At 34.2% G+C, this 22,464-nt stretch carries 19 protein-coding genes; 11 read left to right on the top strand and 8 right to left on the bottom strand.

The annotated features are described in order from the left end of the window. Window positions 1-10: 10 nt before the first annotated feature. Both ACQKCJ_RS01580 and ACQKCJ_RS01575 read right to left on the bottom strand, forming a co-directional pair. A complete protein-coding gene (locus tag ACQKCJ_RS01580; protein ID WP_427401214.1) occupies window positions 11-1,624 on the bottom strand; it encodes a DUF4270 domain-containing protein in 1,614 nt (537 codons plus the stop codon). Between the two features lie 21 nt (window positions 1,625-1,645). Continuing rightward, window positions 1,646-2,452, bottom strand: coding sequence for a glycogen/starch synthase (locus ACQKCJ_RS01575; protein ID WP_072957091.1), 807 nt, complete (start codon window positions 2,450-2,452; stop codon window positions 1,646-1,648). A 78-nt stretch (window positions 2,453-2,530) separates the two neighbouring features. Here ACQKCJ_RS01575 and panC point away from each other — a divergent pair, with 78 nt between their 5' ends. The 5 genes from panC (at window position 2,531) to ACQKCJ_RS01550 (ending at window position 8,636) form a co-directional block, all read left to right on the top strand. Then, complete coding sequence (panC, locus tag ACQKCJ_RS01570) at window positions 2,531-3,409, top strand: pantoate--beta-alanine ligase (RefSeq protein ID WP_271334046.1); 879 nt, start codon at window positions 2,531-2,533, stop codon at window positions 3,407-3,409. Window positions 3,410-3,423: 14 nt separating this feature from the next. After that, entirely contained in the window at window positions 3,424-3,774 is a 351-nt protein-coding gene (panD, locus tag ACQKCJ_RS01565; RefSeq protein WP_072957097.1) for an aspartate 1-decarboxylase, read from the top strand. A 206-nt stretch (window positions 3,775-3,980) separates the two neighbouring features. Further along, window positions 3,981-5,135 carry an alpha/beta hydrolase gene (locus ACQKCJ_RS01560; protein WP_271334045.1) on the top strand — a complete coding sequence of 385 codons (1,155 nt, stop codon included), beginning with the start codon at window positions 3,981-3,983 and terminating at the stop codon, window positions 5,133-5,135. Beyond that, complete coding sequence (gene radA / locus ACQKCJ_RS01555) at window positions 5,135-6,496, top strand: DNA repair protein RadA (RefSeq protein WP_427401213.1); 1,362 nt, start codon at window positions 5,135-5,137, stop codon at window positions 6,494-6,496. Before ACQKCJ_RS01560 ends, radA begins: the two co-directional genes overlap by 1 nt. A 175-nt stretch (window positions 6,497-6,671) precedes the next feature. Continuing rightward, entirely contained in the window at window positions 6,672-8,636 is a 1,965-nt protein-coding gene (locus tag ACQKCJ_RS01550; protein ID WP_427401212.1) for a transglycosylase domain-containing protein, read from the top strand. A gap of 186 nt (window positions 8,637-8,822) precedes the next feature. Here the strand turns inward: ACQKCJ_RS01550 and ACQKCJ_RS01545 are convergent, their stop codons facing one another. Together ACQKCJ_RS01545 and ACQKCJ_RS01540 are read right to left on the bottom strand one after the other, a co-directional pair. Then, on the bottom strand, window positions 8,823-9,572 hold the full coding sequence (locus ACQKCJ_RS01545) for a LytR/AlgR family response regulator transcription factor (RefSeq protein WP_427401211.1): 750 nt from the start codon (window positions 9,570-9,572) through the stop codon (window positions 8,823-8,825). 10 nt (window positions 9,573-9,582) lie between these two features. Next, a complete protein-coding gene (locus ACQKCJ_RS01540) occupies window positions 9,583-11,388 on the bottom strand; it encodes a tetratricopeptide repeat-containing sensor histidine kinase (RefSeq protein ID WP_427401210.1) in 1,806 nt (601 codons plus the stop codon). Window positions 11,389-11,534: 146 nt separating this feature from the next. Here ACQKCJ_RS01540 and ACQKCJ_RS01535 point away from each other — a divergent pair, with 146 nt between their 5' ends. The 5 genes from ACQKCJ_RS01535 to ACQKCJ_RS01515 all read left to right on the top strand — a co-directional run bounded on the left by ACQKCJ_RS01535 (window position 11,535) and on the right by ACQKCJ_RS01515 (window position 16,115). Next, window positions 11,535-11,879, top strand: a complete 345-nt coding sequence (locus ACQKCJ_RS01535) for a hypothetical protein (protein ID WP_427401209.1) — start codon at window positions 11,535-11,537, stop codon at window positions 11,877-11,879. Window positions 11,880-12,077: 198 nt separating this feature from the next. Beyond that, the gene (locus tag ACQKCJ_RS01530) at window positions 12,078-12,500 is read left to right on the top strand and encodes a hypothetical protein (RefSeq protein WP_427401208.1); all 423 of its coding nucleotides are present in this window, start codon (window positions 12,078-12,080) and stop codon (window positions 12,498-12,500) included. Between the two features lie 110 nt (window positions 12,501-12,610). Then, window positions 12,611-13,762, top strand: coding sequence for a vWA domain-containing protein (locus ACQKCJ_RS01525; RefSeq protein ID WP_271334039.1), 1,152 nt, complete (start codon window positions 12,611-12,613; stop codon window positions 13,760-13,762). A 16-nt stretch (window positions 13,763-13,778) separates the two neighbouring features. After that, window positions 13,779-14,402, top strand: a complete 624-nt coding sequence (locus ACQKCJ_RS01520; RefSeq protein WP_271334038.1) for a murein L,D-transpeptidase catalytic domain-containing protein — start codon at window positions 13,779-13,781, stop codon at window positions 14,400-14,402. Window positions 14,403-14,465: 63 nt separating this feature from the next. Continuing rightward, entirely contained in the window at window positions 14,466-16,115 is a 1,650-nt protein-coding gene (locus ACQKCJ_RS01515) for a DUF4139 domain-containing protein (protein WP_427401207.1), read from the top strand. A 115-nt stretch (window positions 16,116-16,230) separates the two neighbouring features. Here ACQKCJ_RS01515 and ACQKCJ_RS01510 read toward each other — a convergent pair whose 3' ends face one another. From ACQKCJ_RS01510 to ACQKCJ_RS01495, 4 genes are all read right to left on the bottom strand, one after another. After that, complete coding sequence (locus tag ACQKCJ_RS01510) at window positions 16,231-17,268, bottom strand: aldo/keto reductase (protein WP_427401206.1); 1,038 nt, start codon at window positions 17,266-17,268, stop codon at window positions 16,231-16,233. 980 nt (window positions 17,269-18,248) lie between these two features. After that, window positions 18,249-18,500 (bottom strand): hypothetical protein, encoded by a 252-nt coding sequence (locus tag ACQKCJ_RS01505; protein WP_271334035.1) that lies wholly within the window; start codon window positions 18,498-18,500, stop codon window positions 18,249-18,251. A 201-nt stretch (window positions 18,501-18,701) separates the two neighbouring features. Further along, a complete protein-coding gene (locus ACQKCJ_RS01500) occupies window positions 18,702-19,646 on the bottom strand; it encodes an OmpA family protein (protein WP_427401205.1) in 945 nt (314 codons plus the stop codon). Window positions 19,647-19,766: 120 nt separating this feature from the next. Continuing rightward, window positions 19,767-20,528 carry an exodeoxyribonuclease III gene (locus tag ACQKCJ_RS01495; protein ID WP_271334033.1) on the bottom strand — a complete coding sequence of 254 codons (762 nt, stop codon included), beginning with the start codon at window positions 20,526-20,528 and terminating at the stop codon, window positions 19,767-19,769. 118 nt (window positions 20,529-20,646) lie between these two features. On the opposite strand from ACQKCJ_RS01495, the gene ACQKCJ_RS01490 reads away from it, so the two are divergent. Continuing rightward, window positions 20,647-22,449, top strand: coding sequence for a lysophospholipid acyltransferase family protein (locus tag ACQKCJ_RS01490; protein WP_271334032.1), 1,803 nt, complete (start codon window positions 20,647-20,649; stop codon window positions 22,447-22,449). The last annotated feature ends 15 nt before the right edge of the window (window positions 22,450-22,464 follow it).

Below are 22,464 nucleotides of genomic sequence, written 5' to 3'. Positions count from 1 at the left end.
ATATTATTTATTAATTTGGTTTCGTGTAGTAGACCTCAAGTTGTAGTTTTTTCCCGGCAGGAACATTAGAACTTGATGTTCCACCGTATAATATTGTTCCTAACGGACTCATAACCGAGGCTCTTGGCACATTTGAGAAAATGTCATTTTTAAGTTTCAACTGGCCAAAAGTTATTGTATTAATATCCCCCGTAACCACTAAACCTAATTTCACATTTTTTACAGTTGCATTTTTAATGATATTACGAATATGATTCGTTAACCTGATTTTGTACGTTGTCCCTCTTTTTGAAGTAGGATCAATATTTATAATACCACTGTAAATAATTTTACCAGGCGGATTAGCCGTGGCAGTAGTACCATCTAAACTATAATCTAATAATGCCAGACTATTATCTAAGTCATACAAATAAATACGTTTTGGCTCATAAGCCCCTGCCATTTTCTCAGCATCGATAGAAAACACCAAATTAGCTTCATTTACTAACCAGTTCCTCGTTCTGATTTCATCTAACTTAGCACCAAAACCATTAAGATCTACTACAGCAAGTGATCCCTGACCTCCTTTTAGGTAAAGCCTGTCATCTCCCGTCGTTTTGTTAGGATTTGTTACTGCATTATAATAGGTTGGATTCTTAACATCCTGATACAAACTAGCCTGAGCCCCTGATAAATTAATAACCAATGACTTTTCTTCCATTGTATCATCAGGATCAGTTGTTATAGCTGTTTTTGCCTTATACTTAATTGTGATTTTAGCATTCCCGGATTTTGCAAAATCTAATAACGCTAAATTCGAAGGATTTCCATCTGATTTTTCCACTTTAAAATACAATCCTCTGAAATATTCCTGAAAAATAGCTGCAGAAGAAAGTTTAGAAGCTGGCGCTTTTAGAATTTTATCTAAAAAGAATGCTTTGTTCAGATTCAAACGCATTTCCGGAGCTACATAAGTATATGTATATGTTTTTACAGCCGCATTAGCATCTACTACTGTTGAATCTTTTCTTTGTGCTGCACTAAAAAAGAATGCATCATTTTGTGCCGGATCCGGATCATCATTCAACCTTGCACCAATTTTACTTGTATCAAAATTTATAGGATCTGTACCTGAATCCTGATTTGTATAATACAATTGAGCAAATTGTGAACCACCATCAAAATAAGAAGAACGCATCTGAACTCCAGATTCGTAAACACTTAGTTTAATTTTTCCTTTAGGATCTCCATAAATAGAATCTAACGCATAAACATTTCCTCCCTTAGGATCCGCTTCAGTTACATGATACAAATAAGAAACACTTAAAACTACACTTTCTATTACCGGAGCTTCACCAATAGTTGGAGCATCTGTCACCATAGTAAGCTGACTTACAAAATTTGATGTATTTGTACCGAAAACAGAATTATCATAAATCCCTAATCCGTTAAGCGTTAATCCGTTTGACTGAACAGGAGTTACTTCCTGATTATAAGCTAAAACATCATATTTTTCAGATTCAAGGCCAAAATGATCGTCGCCGATCAAACTGCCACCAATTGAATTAAAATCTTTATCGCAAGAATAGAAAAGGACAACTGTTGCTATTAATAGAATTTTCTTAATAAAAGAAGTATTGTACATGTTTAATAATAAAGTTAAAATTTAAAGACCCATCGTTTTATAGAAATTTGTATACGCTTCAGCGAATGCATCTTTCGTGGCGAAAGGTAAAAAAGGTTTTCCTGAAGATTCTATAAATTTTGTTAAACTTGGGGATACGTTTTCAGAAGCGATAATCACAGCATCAGAGTGTAATATACTCGCCTTTAAGACATTTTCGTAATTAGGGATCTCCAAATCTGAAATCGCCTCGTGCGGCACACCATCAAATTTGACCTTATTTATCATTTCTAAATCTAAATTTTCATCAAAAGATTGCCCATAAACAGAGGTAACAATTTTTGTTTCAGAAAATAAAGCTTCATTTTTATAGTAGTGCTTCATATAAATTGGCAGCATTGCAGCCAACCAACCGTGAACATGAATGATATCCGGAACCCAGTTCAGTTTTTTTACCGTTTCAACAACTCCTTTAGCAAAAAATATTGCTCTTTCGTCATTATCAGGATATAGAACTCCTTCTTCGTCAGCAAAAGTTGCTTTACGTTTAAAATATTCATCATTATCAATAAAATAAACCTGAATTCTTTCTTTTGGAATCGAAGCTACTTTGATAATCAATGGCATATCTAAATCATTCACTACCAAATTCATTCCTGAAAGTCTAATAACTTCATGCAATTGGTGTCTTCTTTCGTTGATATTTCCATATCTTGGCATGAAAATTCTTATTTGTCCGCCCTGATCATTGATCATTTTTGGAACGTCATATGACATTAAAGAAACTTCATTTTCAGCCAAATAAGGCACGACTTCAGATGATACATATAATATCCTCTTATCTTTCATAATAGTATTTTACTTAATTTTTGGTAATAAAAACGTTGCAAAATTACAAAAATTTATGCAGTTTATAACTAATATATTATGTTTGCACTAAATTTTAATAATACTGCCATGCATATTTTCTACGGTAAAGTAGCTTTGATAGCCTATTTGAAAACTATCAAAACCGCAAATTCAACCATCGGATTTGTACCAACAATGGGCGCTTTACACCAAGGTCATCTGGCGTTAATGCAAAGATCAATTAAAGAAAACGACGATACCGTTGTAAGTATTTTTGTTAATCCTACACAATTTAACAACCCTGAAGATCTCGAAAAATACCCCAGAACTCTTGAAGAAGACGTAAAAAAAATGCGCAATTTAAGTGATAAAATGATTCTATACGCACCTTCTGTAGATGACATTTACGAAGGACATACTATTTCTCAGTCATTTGACTTTGATGGATTAGAGAATCAGATGGAAGGACAATTCAGACCCGGACATTTTAATGGCGTAGGAACGATTGTTAAACGTTTGTTCGAAATTGTTACACCTACAAATGCGTATTTTGGAGAGAAGGATTTCCAGCAATTGCAGATCGTAAAAAAAATGGTCGAAAAAACAAATTTACCGGTAAATGTGGTAGGCTGTCCAATCTTCAGAGAGGATAATCAGCTTGCGATGAGTTCCAGAAACGAGCGATTAACTCCCGAAGAACGAAAAGAAGCTGCTATCATTTATAAAACTTTGACAGAAGCTAAAGAAATATTTCAGACGGGAACTCCTGAAGACACTATAAAATTTGTAGAAGATACTTTTAAAGATAACGAGAAATTTGATCTCGAATATTTTGTAATTGCTGACGAATCTACATTATTACCGATTGACCATAAAAGTAAAGACAAAAACTATCGCGCTTTTATAGCGGTATTTGTTAATAATATAAGGTTGATCGACACCATTTCATTAAATTAATTTACCTTTGCAAAATGCAAATTCAAGTTATAAAATCAAAAATTCATCGTGTAAAAGTAACTGGAGCTGACCTAAATTATATTGGCAGTATTACTATTGACGAAACATTACTGGAAGCCTCAAATATTATTGAAGGTGAAAAGGTATCTATTGTAAACATCAATAATGGCGAACGTTTTGAAACTTACGCTATCAAAGGGCAAAAAAATTCAGGAGAAATTACCCTGAACGGACCTGCCGCAAGAAAAGTTCAAAAAGACGACATCATTATCATTATATCCTATGCAACCCTGGAGTTTGAAGAAGCAAAAACCTTCAAGCCATGGATCATTTTCCCTAATGAAAACGATAATTCGCTAACCTAAGCCTCCCTTTTACACCTTATATATTATTCTTGTTTGTCGAAATCTGTTTTTTTGACAAACAAGGTTTTTTATGCCTAAATCAAAAAATAGGTTTAATCGCATAATTTCATTGCTTTTTTAAATTCCTACCCAAGCAAAAAAGCAAATAAAGTATTATATTGCCATACTATTTCAATACTTTTCAACTCAATGAAATGCCCCAAATCATGAAGAAAGTTTACCTGCTGCTTGCATTAATTTCAATTTCTGTATTCTCACAGAAAAAATTCGACAATATTAAATCTGTCAAACTCGGAGAAGAAAGAAGAATAACTATTGGACTTCCTGCTTCTTATGAAGCTAATCCCGAAAAAAAATACCCTGTTTTATATTTATTAGATGGTGATTATTTATTTGATCCCTTTTCCGGAGCTATAAGTTATGGCGTTTATTGGGATGATTTGCCTGAAATGATTATCATTGGTGTGCATCAAAATAAAGACGGAGAACGTTATGACGATGCTACAATTGACCAGAATAACGGTTTACCGTTTGAAAAAGGCGCTCAGTTTTTTGAATTTATCGGAGCTGAATTGGTTCCCTATATTGAAAAAAAATACCGCACTACTCCTTTCAGAATTATTGCAGGTCATGACATTACAGCGAGTTTTATCAACTTTTATTTATACAAAGAAACGCCGCTTTTTAACGCTTATATTTGTTTAAGCCCTGAACTTGCACCAAAAATGGAAGTTCGTATTCCGGAAAAGTTCACAAAAATAAAAGAACCTTTCTTTTACTATCTTTCAGCAGCTGATGGCGATATTAAGAAAATCAAAGAGCCAATAGAAAAGCTGGACAGCAATATTAAAATCGCAAATAATCCGTTAGTAAACTATAAATATGATTTATTTAAAGGCACAACGCATTATACAGAAGTGCTGCATTCGATACCAAATGCATTATATCATATTTTTGAGGCTTACAAACCTATAAATTCCGCTGAGTACAATGACAAAATTGCTGTTCTTCAGACTGGATATGCAGATTATTTAGAAGCTAAATATGCGACTATGTCTAAAGTTATGGGAGTTCAGATTCCTGTGAGAATGAGCGACTTTAAAGTAATAGAAAACATCATTCTAAAAAACAAAGCCTACGACGAATTAGGCAAAATGGCCGAAATTGGAAATGTAAATTATCCTAAAGCCATGTTAGGCGAATACGAATTAGGCCTGATGTATGAGAAAATGGGCGACGCAAAAAGAGCGTCTAAAAAATATCAAAATGCTTCACAAATGGAACCAATTGGCGATTTGAATAAGGATATGATGTATGAAAAAATGGATCAAATGAACGCACTTGCAAAAACCGGTAAATAATGTCTAAAGTTAAAACTTCTTTTTTTTGTCAAAACTGCGGAACTCAATATGCCAAATGGCAAGGACAATGCAATGCCTGCAAGGAATGGAATACTATTGCGGAAGAGATCATTCAGAAGCAGGAAAAAGTAGCATGGAAAAGCGAACCAACTTCAAATGGTAAAGCTCCACGCCCATTAAAAATTAATGAGATCGACTCGACTCAGGAAATCCGCATGGATACGACTGACGGCGAATTGAATCGTGTTTTGGGTGGCGGAATTGTTCCGGGATCTTTGACTCTTTTGGGCGGTGAACCAGGAATTGGAAAAAGTACACTTTTACTTCAGATATCATTAAAATTACCCTATAAAACTTTGTATGTTTCCGGTGAGGAAAGTCAGAAGCAAATAAAGATGCGTGCTGAAAGAATTACACCGGACAGTGAAAACTGTTATATCCTGACGGAAACAAAAACACAGAATATCTTTAAACAAATTGAAGCTATTCAGCCTGAAATTGTCATTATCGATTCGATTCAGACTTTGCATACCGATTATATCGAATCAACTGCCGGAAGTATTTCTCAGATTAGAGAAACAACTGCTGAATTGATCAAGTTTGCCAAAGAGACCAATATTCCGGTTATTTTAATTGGGCATATTACCAAAGACGGAAACATTGCCGGACCAAAAATCCTGGAACATATGGTCGATACTGTTTTACAGTTTGAAGGCGATCGAAATCATGTTTACCGAATCTTACGTTCTCTAAAAAACCGTTTTGGCTCAACAGCCGAATTGGGGATTTATGAAATGTTGGGAAGCGGTTTACGAGAAGTCAGCAATCCGTCAGAAATATTAATTTCGCACAAAGACGAAGAATTATCAGGAACCGCAATTGCCTCTACACTTGAAGGAATGCGCCCGTTAATGATCGAAATACAATCGCTTGTAAGTACCGCAGTTTACGGAACTCCTCAACGAAGTACCACGGGTTACAATGCCAAAAGACTGAACATGATTTTGGCGGTTTTAGAAAAAAGAGCCGGATTTCATTTAGGAGCAAAAGATGTCTTTTTGAACGTAACCGGAGGAATTTCTGTAGATGACCCTGCAATAGATCTTGCTGTTGTTGCGGCGATTTTATCCTCAAATGAAGATATTCCGGTAACAAAAGGTTTTTGTTTTGCTGGTGAAGTTGGACTTTCAGGAGAAATTCGTCCGGTAAATCGGGTAGATCAACGTATTCAGGAAGCTGAGAAACTAGGATTCACCACTATCTTTGTATCTAAGTACAACAAAATTGCGTTAAAGAATACAGGAATCAAGATTGAGCTTGTCGCCAAAATTGAAGATGTAGCCGGTATTCTTTTTGGATAATATGTTTTTTTTACCACGAATTTCACAAATTAAACACGAATTTTTATTTAAATTTAATTCAAATTCATATACTCATGCTCATGCTACGTATAATTCGGGAAAATTAGTGAAATTCGTGGCAAAAACTAATGTTCGCAAAGCGAACATTCCCTAATTTTTTTATGAAATTAACTTTATGAAATTTCCAAAACAAAAAATATACAAAGCACTTCTAATACTTGCAATAGTATTGGTAGTGCTTTTTTTAGGCTTTTACTTTTTTCGTGATTCTTTATTAAAACAAGCTATTGCGAAGGTAAAAACCAAAATGGATACAGAATACAACAGTACTTTTTCTGTAAAATCAGCTTCGTTTGATGGCTTATCCGGCATTAAACTAACTGATATTATTCTGGTTCCGAGAAATGCTGATACGCTTTGCCACATTCAAAAAATAGAAACCAGTATTAGTTTGTCTCATTTATTAATTGGTGATGTTCAGGTTGGCACTTTAAAAGTCAATAATGGTTATATTCAATTAGTCAAAAAAGGAAATGTCCGTAATTTTGATGCTTTCCTGAAAAAAGACAAATCTGATTCTGATAAAAATGAAAAACGCAAATACGCTACTTTTGCGTATAGAATTATTTCAAAATTACTAAATCTGGTTCCGACGGACATGAAACTGGAAAACCTAAATTTCAGGATCGATGATAACGGCAAAAAGACTTCTATTGCTGTCAATAAACTCGTTTTAGACAACAAACAACTCGAAACCAATCTTCATGTACAAAGCAAAGATTTTGACCAGCGATGGAACATTAAAGGTTTTGCTGATCCCAGAAATAAAAAAGCTGATATCCGTTTCTTTAATTTAGATACCGGAGCCATTCGTGTTCCGTATTTAGACGAACGCTATAACTTAAAAGCAAGTTTTGATTCGATCCGATTAAATGTTCAAAATATAGAAAAAGACGGAAGCGAATTGCATATTGACGGTTACACTTCTATCACGAACTTAAAAATCAATCACCCTAAAATCGCCAGTAAAGATGTGGTCATTAAAAATGCACGCTTTGCCTATCGCTTTCTATTGGGAGATAATTTTATTTCGATCGACAGTACCTCAACCATGCAGTTGAATAAGATAAAAGTCAAGCCTTATATTTCTTACAGTACAGAAAAAGATACTATTTACACACTGAAAGTAGATATCCCGAAAATGAAGGCGCAAGACTTTATCGTTTCGTTGCCTGACGGATTGTTTACTCATTTTCAGGGAATGGAAGCAACAGGAAATTTCGATTATAAATTGGATTTCAAATTCAATAAAAACAACCCGAATACTTTAGTATTTGACAGCAAACTCAATAAAGAAGATTTAAAAATCACTAAATACGGTGAAGCAGATCTTAATAAATTAAACGGTGAATTTGTTTATCGCGCCATTATTCAGAATGTATTGCAAAGACCTATTTTAGTTGGAAATGCAAATCCTAATTACACGCCTTTGGACCAGATCTCACCTTATTTAAGAAAATCTGTTTTAACAACAGAAGATCCGTCTTTCTTTTCCCATCGTGGGTTTATTAATGAAGCGTTTAAGCAATCTATTTTAAAGAACATCAAAACCAAAAAATTCTCACGTGGTGCCAGCACCATTAGTATGCAATTAATAAAGAATGTCTTTTTGACAAGAGAAAAAACACTTTCGCGCAAACTTGAAGAAATTTTATTGGTTTATATTCTGGAGAACAATCGCGTAGTCAGCAAAGAAAGAATGCTCGAAGTATATTTCAACATTATAGAATGGGGACCAAATGTATACGGAATTGGAGAAGCAAGTCATTTCTATTTTCAAAAAAGTCCATCGGCCTTAAACGTAGATGAGTGTTTGTACCTGGCAACTATTATCCCTAAGCCAAGGAAATTCATGTACCAATTTAATGATCAGGGAAATTTGAGAGACTTTGCAGTGCAAAATCAGAAGTTTTTAAAGAATTTAATGTTCCGCCGTGGTCTTTTAGTCCCTGAAGACACAATAGGCCAACTCCCGGTTTACATTTCCGGTAATGCGCGCTCCTTTATTCGTATTAAAGCTCCGGATTCAACTGCGGTGCCGGCTGATTCTTTGTCAATTGGCGATGAATTTGATTTGTAAACTATTTTCCACTAAGGCACAAAGTTTTTATAGCCAATATTGTCATCCTGACGCAGGAAGGATCACAAAAGAGCTCCGCAACGAAAACACAATCTTTGTCGAGTTTCGCGTGTGATCCTTCCTGCGTCAGGATGACATAAAATGAGAAGAAAATCTTTGTGCCTTAGTGCCTTCGCGGCAAAAACCTCATTTAAAATTCTTTAAAAAATCTTCCTTATAAGTCGATGAAACTTCGATTTCGGCTCCGTCATTTAGGGTCACGATTCCGCCTTTATTATAGGATTTCACGCAATTCATATTGATAATATGCGACTTATGAACCCGTATAAATGGCAAAGGCAATATCTCTGAAAAATGTTTCAGGAACCTGCAGACCATTTTCTTGTTTCCGTTGTTTAGATATAAATCTGTAAAGTTTCCATTACCTTTCAATCGAACTATTTCTTCCATTTTAACCACTTCAAAACCTTCTAATGTTGGCAGGATTACCTGTTGTTTTTCAGGTTTGGTTTCGTGAAAGTTTTCGACGATTATCTTGTTTCTGTTAAAGATTTCATGGTTCATGACCTGATGATGCACTTTATTTACTGCAACAATCAACTCTTCGATACTAATGGGTTTCAGGAGATAATAAGCCGCACTTTGATTTAGCGCTTTTAATGAATACTCAGAAAAAGCAGTTACAAAAATCGTTTCAAAATGCAAATCCTTACAAGCTTCCAGTACATCAAAAGCATTCCCAAAAGGCATTTCTACATCCAGAAAAACCAATTGCGGCTGTAATTCATGCAATAATGGCACAGCTTCTTTTATATTTTGTGCTTCACCAATAACTTCGACCTGCGGACAATATTTACTCAAATAATTTTTGAGTACTTCGCGCGCCGCAAGTTCATCTTCGACAATTACACTTTTTATCTTTTGAAAAGTCATCATAATTTATCTATTAAAGGAAAATAATTCGAACAATTGTACCAGTTTCAGGCATTTCTTTTTCTGTAATTTCAAAAGAGATGTTCTTTTTATACAATTCATTCAGCAAACCAATTCGTTCCTTCGTATTACTTAATCCACGGGATTCATGTACTTTTTGATTACTTGTTTTTAGCTCACGGCTTTTGGTTAAGCCAATCCCGTTATCTTCTATAATCACAACAACTTTTCCTGCTGCAAACTGAAAATTAAGATGCAAAAATCCTTTTTTGTCGAGATAACGCAATCCGTGCCAAATAGCATTTTCGAGATGTGGCTGAATAATCATATTCGGGATCAAAACCGTTTCTGTATCCAGAGTTTCGTCAACACTAATTTTAAAATCAAATTTATCCTCAAAACGTAAATGTTCTAAATCCAAATACTTTTTCAGCTGTTCAACTTCCTTATCCAATGAGATGAAATCCTTATTAGAATTTTCCATCATATTGCGCATTAGATTCGAATAGGAAGTAAGGTATTTATTGGCTTCTAATTCTTTATTTTCCGAAATAAACTGATTCACACTATTCAGACTATTAAAAATAAAATGTGGATTCATTTCGCGTCGGAGCGATTGTAAAGCAATTTCCTTGTTCTTCGTTTTTATCGAATACAATGCTTTTACAATAAAGAAGAACAAAAGCAAAAGCAATAAAATTGACCCCAAAAGAAAATAGTTAAAGGTGTTTTTCTTTGTAATCAATTCATCTTTTAAGGTTTTTTCTTTTTCTAGCTGACGGATTTTATCTTCAGTAACCTGAAACGTTTTGGCATCGATTAAAGTAGTATCTGATTGAATCAATTTATCAAAGTTGTCAAAAAAATTTTCATATAAAGCAATACTTTCTTTATCGTCTCCTTTGGTTTTGTAATACTGAATTAAGGCTGATAAACTTTTCTTTGCCTCAGCAGAATACCCGTTTTTTGAGGCTAAATCATATGCTTCTTTCAGTGATACAACTGCTTTTTTAGGTTCTTCTTTTTTAAAATAAAGTTTTGCCAGCGATTGCAGCTGTTTTATTTGGGTATTAAAATCCTGATTTTTCACCGCTTCGGTCAACAATTTTTCATTGATTCCTATTGCTGCGTCAAACTGATTATCTGCTGCATATACTTTTGCTATTTCATTTTTGATTTTAATAACCTCTTCCGGTTTATCTTTGGCGTAAACCAGTGCTTTATTATAACTTTCAATCGCTACTGCTTTATCCATTTGCTGCAAAGAATTTTCTGCTTTCTGAACGTAGGCCGCTGCAACTTCATCGGTTTTATTATCTTTTTTAAGTAACTTAATATTCGAGTTTACATATCCTGCCTGTACAGCCGGACTTGCCTGCGTACGCAAGCGATTAGCATCATTAAGGTTTATTTTTTCATCGACCGCATCATTTGCTAATGAACCCGCTACTTCATAATTTTTAATCGCTGACTCAAAGTTTTTTTGATTTTCCTGTACTTTGGCAAGGCTCCTCGTTACACGGGTTTTATCGTCGACTAACTTTAATTTTGTGTAACTGGTAAGCGCTCTTTTATAATAATCTTCGGCTTTCGCATTATCACCTTTATTGACAAACTCATTGGCCAGACGTTCATAATTCTGGGCAATTTTTGCTTCGTCATTTGCATCTAATGAATTAGACAAATCTTCTGCGACTTTACTAATTTTAACTTGTTTGCTTTTTTCGCTTTTCTGTACAGGAGCTGACTGTGCTGTTATTGAATGTGGAATCAATAGCACTAAAAGCAGACTAAAACTAATTAATAAATGACGTTTCACAAATAAGTTATTTTGAGAATGTAAAGTAACCTAATTTCAAATTTCTATCCTATAAGTTTCACCAAGTCAAATGACCCGTTGACCCATTCTGTCAAAAATACGTTTTTTCCTTCAATACATTTGACCCTTAATTTAAAACTATAATTATGAAAAAACTATTATTCACTTCTATAACCCTATTATTTTCCTCCTTTATAATTTCTCAGGTTTCAGGAAATATTAATTATCAGCAACGGCAATCTTATAACAACAATACAATTGATATAAATTTTCCGGTAAATGCTGATATTATAGTAAGCATAAAAGGGCTTGCAAACGTAAAAGCAGATGCGTATACAGCAATTTTCAGCATAACCCAGACCGGTAAAACGGCCAAGGAAGTAAATGAATTAATTGACCAAAGAATTACGCAATCATTCAATGAAATCAAACTTAAAAAAGGTGCAGAAACTTTTGTCGATATGATTTCGTTTGTTCCCCTTTATGAATAAGAAGCAGAAAAAAAGATTTTTAATCGTAAAACCTATAACGAAGTCCCAGCGGGATTTGAGTTAAAGAAAAGCATTCATATAAAATACTCTGACCCTAATCAGCTTAATGAATTTATCTCGATTTTATCCAACAATGAAATATATGATCTGGTCAGGGTTGATTATTTCTCCTCTACATTGGAAACAATTAAGAAAGAAATGATGAACAAAGCAAAACTTATGATTCTGGAAAAAGTAAAAAATTATGAATTTTTGCTTGGAGAAACATTTACGAATGCTGAAAAAAGAATTGCAGATGATTATATCGTCAACTTACCTGTAGAAATGTACAAATCGTATGAAGCTTACAATAGTTCTTCCTTAAACTTAAAAAAAGCGGCCAACATTAATCAGCTTAATAAATCTGTTACCCTTTATTATCAGCCAGTCATGAATAAAGAATTTGATTTTGTAATCAATCCCATTGTATCAGAACCCGTTATTCAAATACAATACGAAGTCAAAATAGCGATTACCAGAGAAAAGAAGCAGACTTCGAAAACAGATAAAGAATTTATTCTGGTTACCCCAAATGGCGATTTAAAAACCCTGAATATGAATACGGTCAAACAAAACCATTAATCCTCAGGCGCATTTCACCAAGTCAAAATACGGTTTCACCATTTGTCTGAAAAAAGTGCTTTTTAAGTTTTTAAGTTTGGTCTGTAATCAACAATTAAAAACTCGAAATCATGAAAACTACTCTTCTTATCCCGGCGCTTTTGATAACGGTATTCTCTTTTGCAAACAGCCACAATACAAATTCAAATAAAAACACCAAAATTGAAAAACCAATAGCTGAAAAAACCAAAATACAGGTCGCATTATTACTAGATACTTCGAGTAGTATGGATGGACTTATCGATCAGGCAAAATCAAGACTTTGGAATATCGTAAATACGTTAACAACCTTAAAATACGATGGAAAATCACCTGATATCGAAATTGCCTTATATGAATATGGAAACGACGGATTGTCTAAACAATCTAATTATATCCGACAAATAGCACCTCTTTCGACAGATCTGGATTTGATTTCTGAGAAATTATTTTCCCTAAGCACCAATGGTGGTAACGAATATTGCGGAGCTGTGATTCAGGATGCAACCAAACAATTAAAATGGGCGAAAGACAACAATAATATGAAGCTAATTTATATTGCAGGAAACGAAGATTTTAATCAGGGCAATATCAATTACAAAGAGGCAATCAGCAATGCTTTAAAGAATGATATTTATGTAAATACGATTTATTGCGGAGATAAAACGCAGGGCATAAATGAACTCTGGAAAAACGGTGCCGATTACGGAAAAGGGAAATATTTTAATATTGATTCTAACGAAACTGTACGCTACATCGCGACTCCGTATGATGATGAAATTACAAAATGCAACGAAAAAATCAATAAGACCTATATCAGTTACGGCTCAAAAGGTTCTGCAAAAAAAATGAACCAGGAAACACAGGACAAAAATGCGCAGAAAGTTTCTGCATCCAATTATGCAGAACGCGCTGTAAGCAAATCAAAAGCAGTATATAAAAATGAAAGCTGGGATTTGGTTGATAAAGTCAAAGATGATAAAACTGCTATTTCAAAAATAAAAAAAGAGGAATTGCCTAAAGAACTTCAGAATAAGTCTGAAGCCGAAATAAAAACAATCGTAGCTCAAAAGACTAAAGAAAGGGAAAACATTCAGAAAGAGATTGGTGAACTGGGCAAAAAACGTCAGCAGTATATTGATATGGAAGCAAAAAAGACAAAAAAACAAGATGATATAGGCAACGCTATTAATACCTCCATCATTGGCTTTGCAAAAGTAAAAGGATATACGGTCGAGAAATAAAAAACCATTCTTAAACATGAAAAATAAAATTTTCTTTTTGCTTTCGTTCGCAATTTTTGGCGTGAGTTTTGCCTGTAGGAATGATGAAGAAAAGCCAGAAATTATTAAAATTTCAAAACCGGTTTATTCCTATGAAGAGAAACTAAAAATCGAGACAACTGAAATCAGGAGCTTTTTGGGGAAATCTCCTAAATACAATTCAGATATTGTTTTCTTTTTAGACATGAAGATTGAATCTGGAAAAAACCGGTTTTTTATTTACGACTTAAAGCAGAACAAAATACTTAGCGAAGGCTTGGTTGGTCATGGCTCCGGATCAGAAACCGGTATTCCCGGAAAATTAAAATTCAGCAATGTCAACAATTCCAATTGCAGTTCTTTGGGTAAATATGCTATTGGCAGCTCCTACTCCGGAAGATTTGGCAAAGCTTATAAATTATACGGTCTGGATGCAACTAACAGCAATGCCTTTGACCGAAATATCGTGCTTCATAAATATTCAGACATTCCGTTTGAAGAACAATTAAATCCTATTTGTAATAGCTTGGGATGTCCGATGGTGAATGAAAATTTTTTTACTGTGATTGAAAAAATAATTGACAATTCTAAAAAGAAAATCATTCTTGTCATGTACTATTAAAACCCATTTCAATTCCCGTTATTTGTAATCCATATCTCTCAAATAAATATAAATTATAACCTCATGATAAAAACAATAACAACAACTGTTTTATTCCTAATTGGTACAATTGCCTTTGCACAAAAACCAATTTTTACAACGGCTAAGGTAAAAGCTGCAACAGTATACTTTAATGCTGCCGAAATTTCTCAAACTGCAAATATTAATCTGCCATTAGGAACAAGCGAAATTGTAATAAAAAATGTAGCGGTGGACTTGAATGAGAACTCAATCCAGATAGGAACGCCATCTACAGTTACAGTTCTTTCGGTTCAGTTTACCAATAACTACATCTCAGAATATGAAGTCGATACTAAATCTCCTGCCTTAAAAAGAGTAAGAGACAGTATTGTTTTGGTTCAGAAAGAAATCCTGAAAGTCAATAACACGATAAATTCTGAAACAAAAACAATTCAGCTTTTAGATAAGAACCAACAAATTTCGGGCGTAAATTCAGGTTTAAACGTAACTGAATTAATGAAAATGGTTGACTATTACAAAACCAAACAACTGGAAATCGCCAATACGATTAATACACTTACAGAGAAACAACAAAAACTGAACGAAACGCTTCAAAAACTGAACAATAAACTTGAAGTTGATACGAGCAAAGAAGAAAAAACTTCCTCAGGAAAACTAATCGTTCAGGTTATGAATGAAGTTGCCGGAACTGTTCCTTTAGACATTTCATACTTAACAAATAATGCTACGTGGACTCCGTTTTACGACCTACGCGCCGAAAGTGTTACGTCCCCAATTAATATGATGTATAAAGCACAGGTTGTTCAGAATACAGGAATTGACTGGAAAAAAGTAAAACTGACTTTGTCAAGCGGTATTCCTAATCAAAACAATCAGGCACCAATATTGAGTTCATGGTTTCTGGCCAATCAGGTATATAATGATGAAGTTGTTGTTATGGGGTATGGAGCAACTAAAAAAAGAAATCAACTACAGGGAAGTGTTTACAAAATTTCAGCAGATAAAGCAGTTACCGAACTCAACCAGGCTCCTGCTCCTGTCATGGAAAGCTCATCGGTTTCTAATTATACGACTGTAGCAGAAAATCAACTCAATATTTCTTTTGATATTGATATTCCGTATGATATTTTATCAAATGGAAAAGTGCACAGTGTTTCATTAAAAGAGATAAAACTACCCGCTTCCTATAAATTTTATGCTGTTCCTAAAATTGAAAATGATGCTTTTCTCTTGGCAGAAATTGCAGATTACAGCAAATACAATTTATTGCGGGGAGAAGCCAATATTATTTTTGAAGGTATGTATGTTGGCAAGACTTTTATAGAACCCAACCAAACTGGCGACACTTTAAACTTAAGCATGGGACGCGACAAAAAAGTCTCTATAAAACGTGAAAAAGTAGCGGATAAATCTGGAACTAAATTTTTATCAACCAAAAAAGAACAGACTTTTACTTTTGACATTACAGTACGAAATAATAAAAAAGAGGCAGTCGAATTGTTACTGAAAGACCAATATCCGTTAAGTACCAATAAAGAAATCGAGGTTGAATTATTGCAAAGTGACGGTGCAAAAATAAATACAGAAATTGGAATTCTGACCTGGCAATTACAGCTAAAACCAAATGAAAACAAGAAATTCAGAATTAGTTATAAAGTGAGATATCCTAAAGATCAGATTTTGAATCTTTAAACATAAAATCCCGATACAATAAATTTTGTATCGGGATTTTTTTATTACTGGCTAAACTAGTTGAAGAAACCTAACAGGTTTTAAAAACCTGTTAGGTTTGACTATCTATAACTTATTAAGGTGCAGGATCAGGAATTATTGCCTGAACTGCTGCGATTTCTGTTAATATTTCTTTTGATAAAAAGACATCTATTGTATCGATATTTTCTTTTAACTGTTCCATTGTTGTTGCACCAATAATCGCACTGGTCAAAAATGGCTGCTGCAATACAAATCCCATTGCTAATTCAGTTAAAGTTAAACCGTGTTTGTGCGCAATTTCCTGATATAATCTTGTTGCTTGCGTACATTGATCACTATTGTAACGTGTGTATTGCGGAAAAAGCTTGATTCTCGCATTTGGATGTGCCTCTCCGGTTAAAAACTTCCCGGTTAAAACGCCAAACGCCAAAGGTGAATAAGCCAATAAACCAACATTTTCATATTTCGCAACTTCGGCAGAACCTACTTCAAAAAGGCGGTTTAGCAAATTATACGGGTTTTGAACAGTTTTGATCCTTGGCAGGTTTTGATATTTGCTTTCTTCCAGCAAACGCATCATTCCCCATGCATTTTCATTTGAAACACCAATGTGTTTTATTTTGCCTTCTTTGATTAATCCGTCGAATGTTTCCAGAACTTCTCTGAAATTATCTTCCCAGACATCATCATAATCTTTAAAACCGCGTTCTCCAAAATAATTGGTTTTACGTTCCGGCCAATGCATCTGATACAAATCGATATAATCTGTCTGAAGACGTTTTAAACTATTTTCTAAAGCATATTTGATACTTGCAGGGGAAAAATCTCCTTTTTCGCGCATGTAAGTAAAATTAGGGTTTGGACCTGCGATTTTAGAGGCTAAAACCACTTTGTCACGATTCCCTGATTTCTTAAACCAGGTTCCTATGATTTTCTCCGTACTTCCGTAAGTTTCTTCGCGGGCAGGAACGGAATACATTTCGGCAGTATCAAAAAAATTAACACCTCTTTCAAGTGCATAGTCCATTTGTTGATGCCCCTCGGCTTCTGTATTTTGTTGCCCGAAAGTCATCGTTCCGAGGTTTATCTTACTAACTTTTATGTCGGTATTGGGTAGTGTCGTGTATTTCATTTTTTTCTGAGGTTCTAAGATGCTGAGTGATTATCCCACATTTCGGGACTAAGTTTACAGCTTTTGAATTATAAGAACTCAAAGATACAAAGGGATTCATCAAATGAAAATATCACAAAAGTTAAAAAAAGGATAAGTTTTTTTCTAAAGTCACTGAGTTTTCATCTCGAGGCTTCGGGTATCGTAATTAACTTAAGAGATTTTTGAATGCGGATTAACTATTTTCCTATCAATAACTTTATCAGAATCCGCAATCTTGTGATCTCGACGAAGGAGAGATCACACAAGAAACTCGACAAATATTGGCGAATATCTGAACGGAAATACTAGTGTGATTTCTCCTTCGTCGAAAGGACAAGGTTATGTTTAGACTGTGCGAAGAATGGATTAAAATCCATCCCTACAATATATTTTGTTCTTCCGGAACTCTTTCTAAAACTCCAAAGGAATGCGTTATTTTGTAGCGCCGTCCCGAGTCTCGGGATTGAGAGAAAAATTATGATCAAAAAAGCTTAACTTAATGACATTATCAGCAAGGACTACACCTGTCCAATTATTTAAAAAAAGAACCCCTTAGAGATTAAATAATCAGTAAACAAATACCACTTTTTTTTGTCGCGTAGGAACTAACTTTATTTTATGATCTAAACAAAAAAAAGACCCAAAGTTAAAAACTCTGAACCTCTCTATTTTAAGCTTTTCAAGGGGTTTTGAAACGAATTAAAAACCCTAATTACAAAAATTGAATTTTCTTTAATTTGATATAATACTTTGTAATTTCTAATTACAATTCTTCGACAGTCAAATCTATATTCATCTAACTGAAATTGTTCGGCAAAAACTATACTATTTGTACAATTGAATAATTCATCTCTAATTTTAATTGACTTTTTCTTTAGAAATGACATTCTTCAATGAAATATAAATTTCTCTTAAGTCTTGTTATGCATTCTGAGTCCAAAAAACTAAAAGTTTTAGTATTACTCATTATCCCAACCCTGCATTTCTTTCGACAAATCTGCTTTTGAAATTATTCGATTATATTTTACATCATCCAAACCTTCTTCAACCTTATTATGATATTCTGACAAAGTCAAAAGATTCCCCTGAGCATCATATGAAACTACCTCATTTAAGTAAGTATCAAAAACAGAAGAAACAATTCGCAACACTCTTTCATCTGCCAAATCTAATTGATGGCGTATTTTGTCTTTTAATTCTGGAAGTCCCATAATTATAATTTTAGAAATTCAAGTTACGAAATAAATGGAGGATGAAAACTTCAATTTTTCAATTCCAAATTCGAACCGGAAAATCAACATATCTTGCTACATTTTTTATGATCTAAACAAAAAAAAGACCCAAAGTTAAAAACTCTGAGCCTTTTAATCTTTAAAAAACTTAGCAACTTAGTCCCTCAGAGACTTAGCAACTTAATTAATACTATTCAACATATCAGCGATTTCATCTAATCTTGGCGTTAAGATAATTTCGATTCTACGGTTTTTAGCTTTTCCTTCGGGCGTTGCATTGCTTGCAAGCGGAGAAAATTCGCTGCGACCTGCTGCTGTTAGTTTTTGTTTATTGATTTTAGTGTTTTCACTTAAAATATTGACAATTGCAGTAGCTCTTTTAGTCGACAAATCCCAGTTGTTGGCAATTGGTCCTGAACCCGCGTAAGGATCATCATCTGTATGACCTTCGATAAGAACTGAAAGATCCGGGTTATCTCCTAATACTTTTCCTAATTCTACAACTGCTTTTCTACCTTCGGTTCCAACAGCCCAGCTTCCTGAGTTAAAAAGTAATTTGTTTTCCATCGAAACATATACTTTTCCGTTTTTCTGTTCAACAGTCAAACCTTTACCTTCAAAACCATTTAAAGCTTTAGACAAAGTTTCTTTTAATTTTTTCATTGCTGCTTCTTTGGCTGCAATCATAGCTTCAAGTTCATTTAAGCGACTTGCTGTTTTATCAAGACTTGCTTGTTCTTCGGCTAATTTTTTAGATTTTGCTTCTAATTGCGCTAACAATTCACGGTTTTTAGCCATGTTTTTTTCCAATGCATCGTTGCTGTTTTTTTCAAGTGCATTGTATGAATCCTGCAAAACTTTGAACTTGTTTTGCGCAACGGCCAAATCAGCTTTTTGTTTTGCCAATTCGTCTTTTGTGCTATTTAAGTCTTTTGTTAAAGCATCGCGATCTAATTCTAACTGATTTTTTGATTTTTGCAAATCGGCATTTTGATCCGCAATTGAACGGTTTTCTTTTTTCAGATCTGAATATTTTGTTTCAAGATCGTTGTAAATTTTCTTGGACACACATGAAGTCATAGACATAGCTACAACTAGTAATCCGATGGAGGCCTTTTTAATCATTTTCCTTTTTTTTATTATGGGAGGCATTAATAATCCAACAATGTCAAAATTCAACATCAATAACAATATTAATTTTTGAATTTAAACTTGCTATTCCTTCAACAAGAACAATACCAAACTTTACTCGATTTCGACTAAAACCGGGCAATGATCAGAATGTATCGCATCCGGAAGAATCACGGCACGTTTTAATCGATGCTGCAAAGAATCGCTTACCAAATTATAATCGATACGCCATCCTTTGTTGTTTCCTCTGGCTCCTGCACGATAACTCCACCATGAATAATGATGCGGATCTTTGTTGAAATGACGGAAACTATCAATAAAACCGGATTTCATAAATCCGTCAAGCCAGGCACGTTCAGAAGGCAAAAATCCCGAAACAGTTTTATTACGAACCGGATCATGAATATCTATTGCTTCGTGACAAATGTTGTAATCCCCACAAATAATCAAATTCGGAATTGTTAGTTTTAGCTCGTTAATATACGTTTGAAAGTCATCCATAAACATAAATTTATGATCTAATCTCTCTATATTGGTTCCTGACGGAAGGTATAAACTCATTACAGAGCAATCGTCAAAATCAGCACGAAGGTTACGCCCTTCAAAATCCATGTGCTGAATTCCGGTTCCGTAAACCACATTATTAGGTTTTATTTTTGATAAGATAGCCACACCACTGTAGCCTTTTTTTGTTGCCGGATAATAATATTGATACGGATAACCCGCGGCAGTAATAGCGTCAACGGGAATTTGTTCTTCTGTAGCTTTTATTTCCTGAAGGCAAATAACATCAGGATTAGCGTGTTGCAGCCATTCGATAAAGCCTTTGGCAATTGCGGCTCTTATTCCGTTTACATTATAAGAAATAATTTTCATCAGTGTTTTTTTAAGGATTCCAAATGTAATAAAAAAGTGGAAAGTTTGTGTTTGAAACAGCGAAAAGTAGAGTTTTTTGTTATCTTTGTTCGCTGCTCTAATAAATTAAAAATAGTACATGGGTTTAGTTACCGCGAAAGAAGTTGCAAAGGCAATAAATGTTGATAAGTACGGAGTTCTTGGTACTTTTTCAGGCTGGATTCTTATGAAGGTCCTTAAGATTTCTACCCTTAATAAAATTTACGATCATAATAAACATTTAGAAGATCTTGCGTTTTTAAACGGAGTATTAGACGAATTGCAAATTAAGTTTGAAATTCCCGAAGAAGATTTAAAACGTTTGCCTAAAGATGGCGCTTATATCACGATTTCAAATCATCCGCTTGGAGGAATTGATGGCATTTTGCTTTTGAAATTAATGCTTGAAAGAGAACCTAATTTCAAAATTATTGCCAACTTTTTATTACACCGAATTGTTCCGCTTAAAAAATACATTATGCCGGTTAATCCTTTTGAGAATCATAAGGATGCAAAATCGAGCGTGGTGGGAATCAAAGAAACTTTACGTCATTTAAGTGACGGAAAACCATTGGGCATTTTCCCTGCCGGGGAAGTTTCGACTTACAGAGACGGAAAATTAGTTGTGGATAAACCTTGGGAAGAAGGCGCTCTAAAATTGATTAGAAAAGCAAAAGTTCCTGTTGTTCCAATTTATTTTCATGCTAAAAACAGTAAATTATTCTATTGGCTTTCTAAAATCGATGATACTTTGCGAACTGCAAAATTACCATCGGAATTGTTAACGCAAAAAGATCGTGTGATTAAAGTTCGTATCGGAAAACCGATTTCTGTAAACGAGCAAAACGAATTTGAAACGTTTGAGGATTATTCAGAATTCCTTAGAAAGAAAACTTATATGCTGGCAAATCCTTTTGAGAAGGATACCAAATTGTTAGACACAGCAAGTTTGAAAATCCCTAAAGCACCTAAAAAAATCGTGACACCTGCAAGTGAATCAAAAATGATTGACGAGGTGAATATGCTAAGAAATAGTGATTGCCGTTTATTGCAAAGTAAAAACTATGAGGTATTTTTTGCAAGAGCAAAATCTATTCCGAATATTTTGCATGAAATTGGTCGTTTGAGAGAAATCACTTTCCGTGAAGTAGGCGAAGGTACTAATGAATCTATAGATTTAGATCAGTTTGATCAATATTATCACCATATGTTTTTATGGGATGAAGACAGCAAAAAAATTGCCGGTGCCTACCGTATGGGTTTGGGTTCTGAGATTTATCCTAAATACGGAATTGAGGGCTTTTATTTGAATGACTTATTTAGATTCGAACCTGAACTGCACGACATGATGCATAAATCAATCGAAATGGGACGTGCTTTTATTATTAAGGAATATCAGCAAAAACCAATGCCTTTGTTTTTATTATGGAAAGGTATTATTCATACCACATTACGTTATCCAGAACATAAGTATTTATTGGGCGGTGTGAGCATCAGCAATCAATTCTCTGACTTTTCGAAATCATTGATGATTGAGTTCATGAAGTCGAATTATTATGATCCTTATATTGCACAATACATTCACCCTAAGAAAGCATACAAAGTAAAACTGAAAGATGCAGATAAGGATTTTATCTTTGATGAAGCCGAATCTGATCTTAACAAATTTGATAAGATTATTGACGAATTAGAACCGGGAAATTTACGTTTGCCTGTTTTAATTAAAAAGTATATCAAACAAAATGCACGTGTTGTAGCTTTTAACGTCGACCCCTTGTTTAATAATGCTGTTGACGGGTTAATGTACATTAGAATCGCAGATATCCCGGAAAGCACCATGAAACCGGTTATCGAAGAGTTTCAAATAGAATTGGAGCGTAAGTTATCTGAGAAGGAAGATTAAACCGTAAATCTGATA

It is taken from the genome of Flavobacterium sp. NPDC079362 (assembly GCF_050267765.1).
Lineage (GTDB): Bacteria > Bacteroidota > Bacteroidia > Flavobacteriales > Flavobacteriaceae > Flavobacterium > Flavobacterium azizsancarii.
This window is presented reverse-complemented; position numbering and strand designations above follow the sequence as displayed.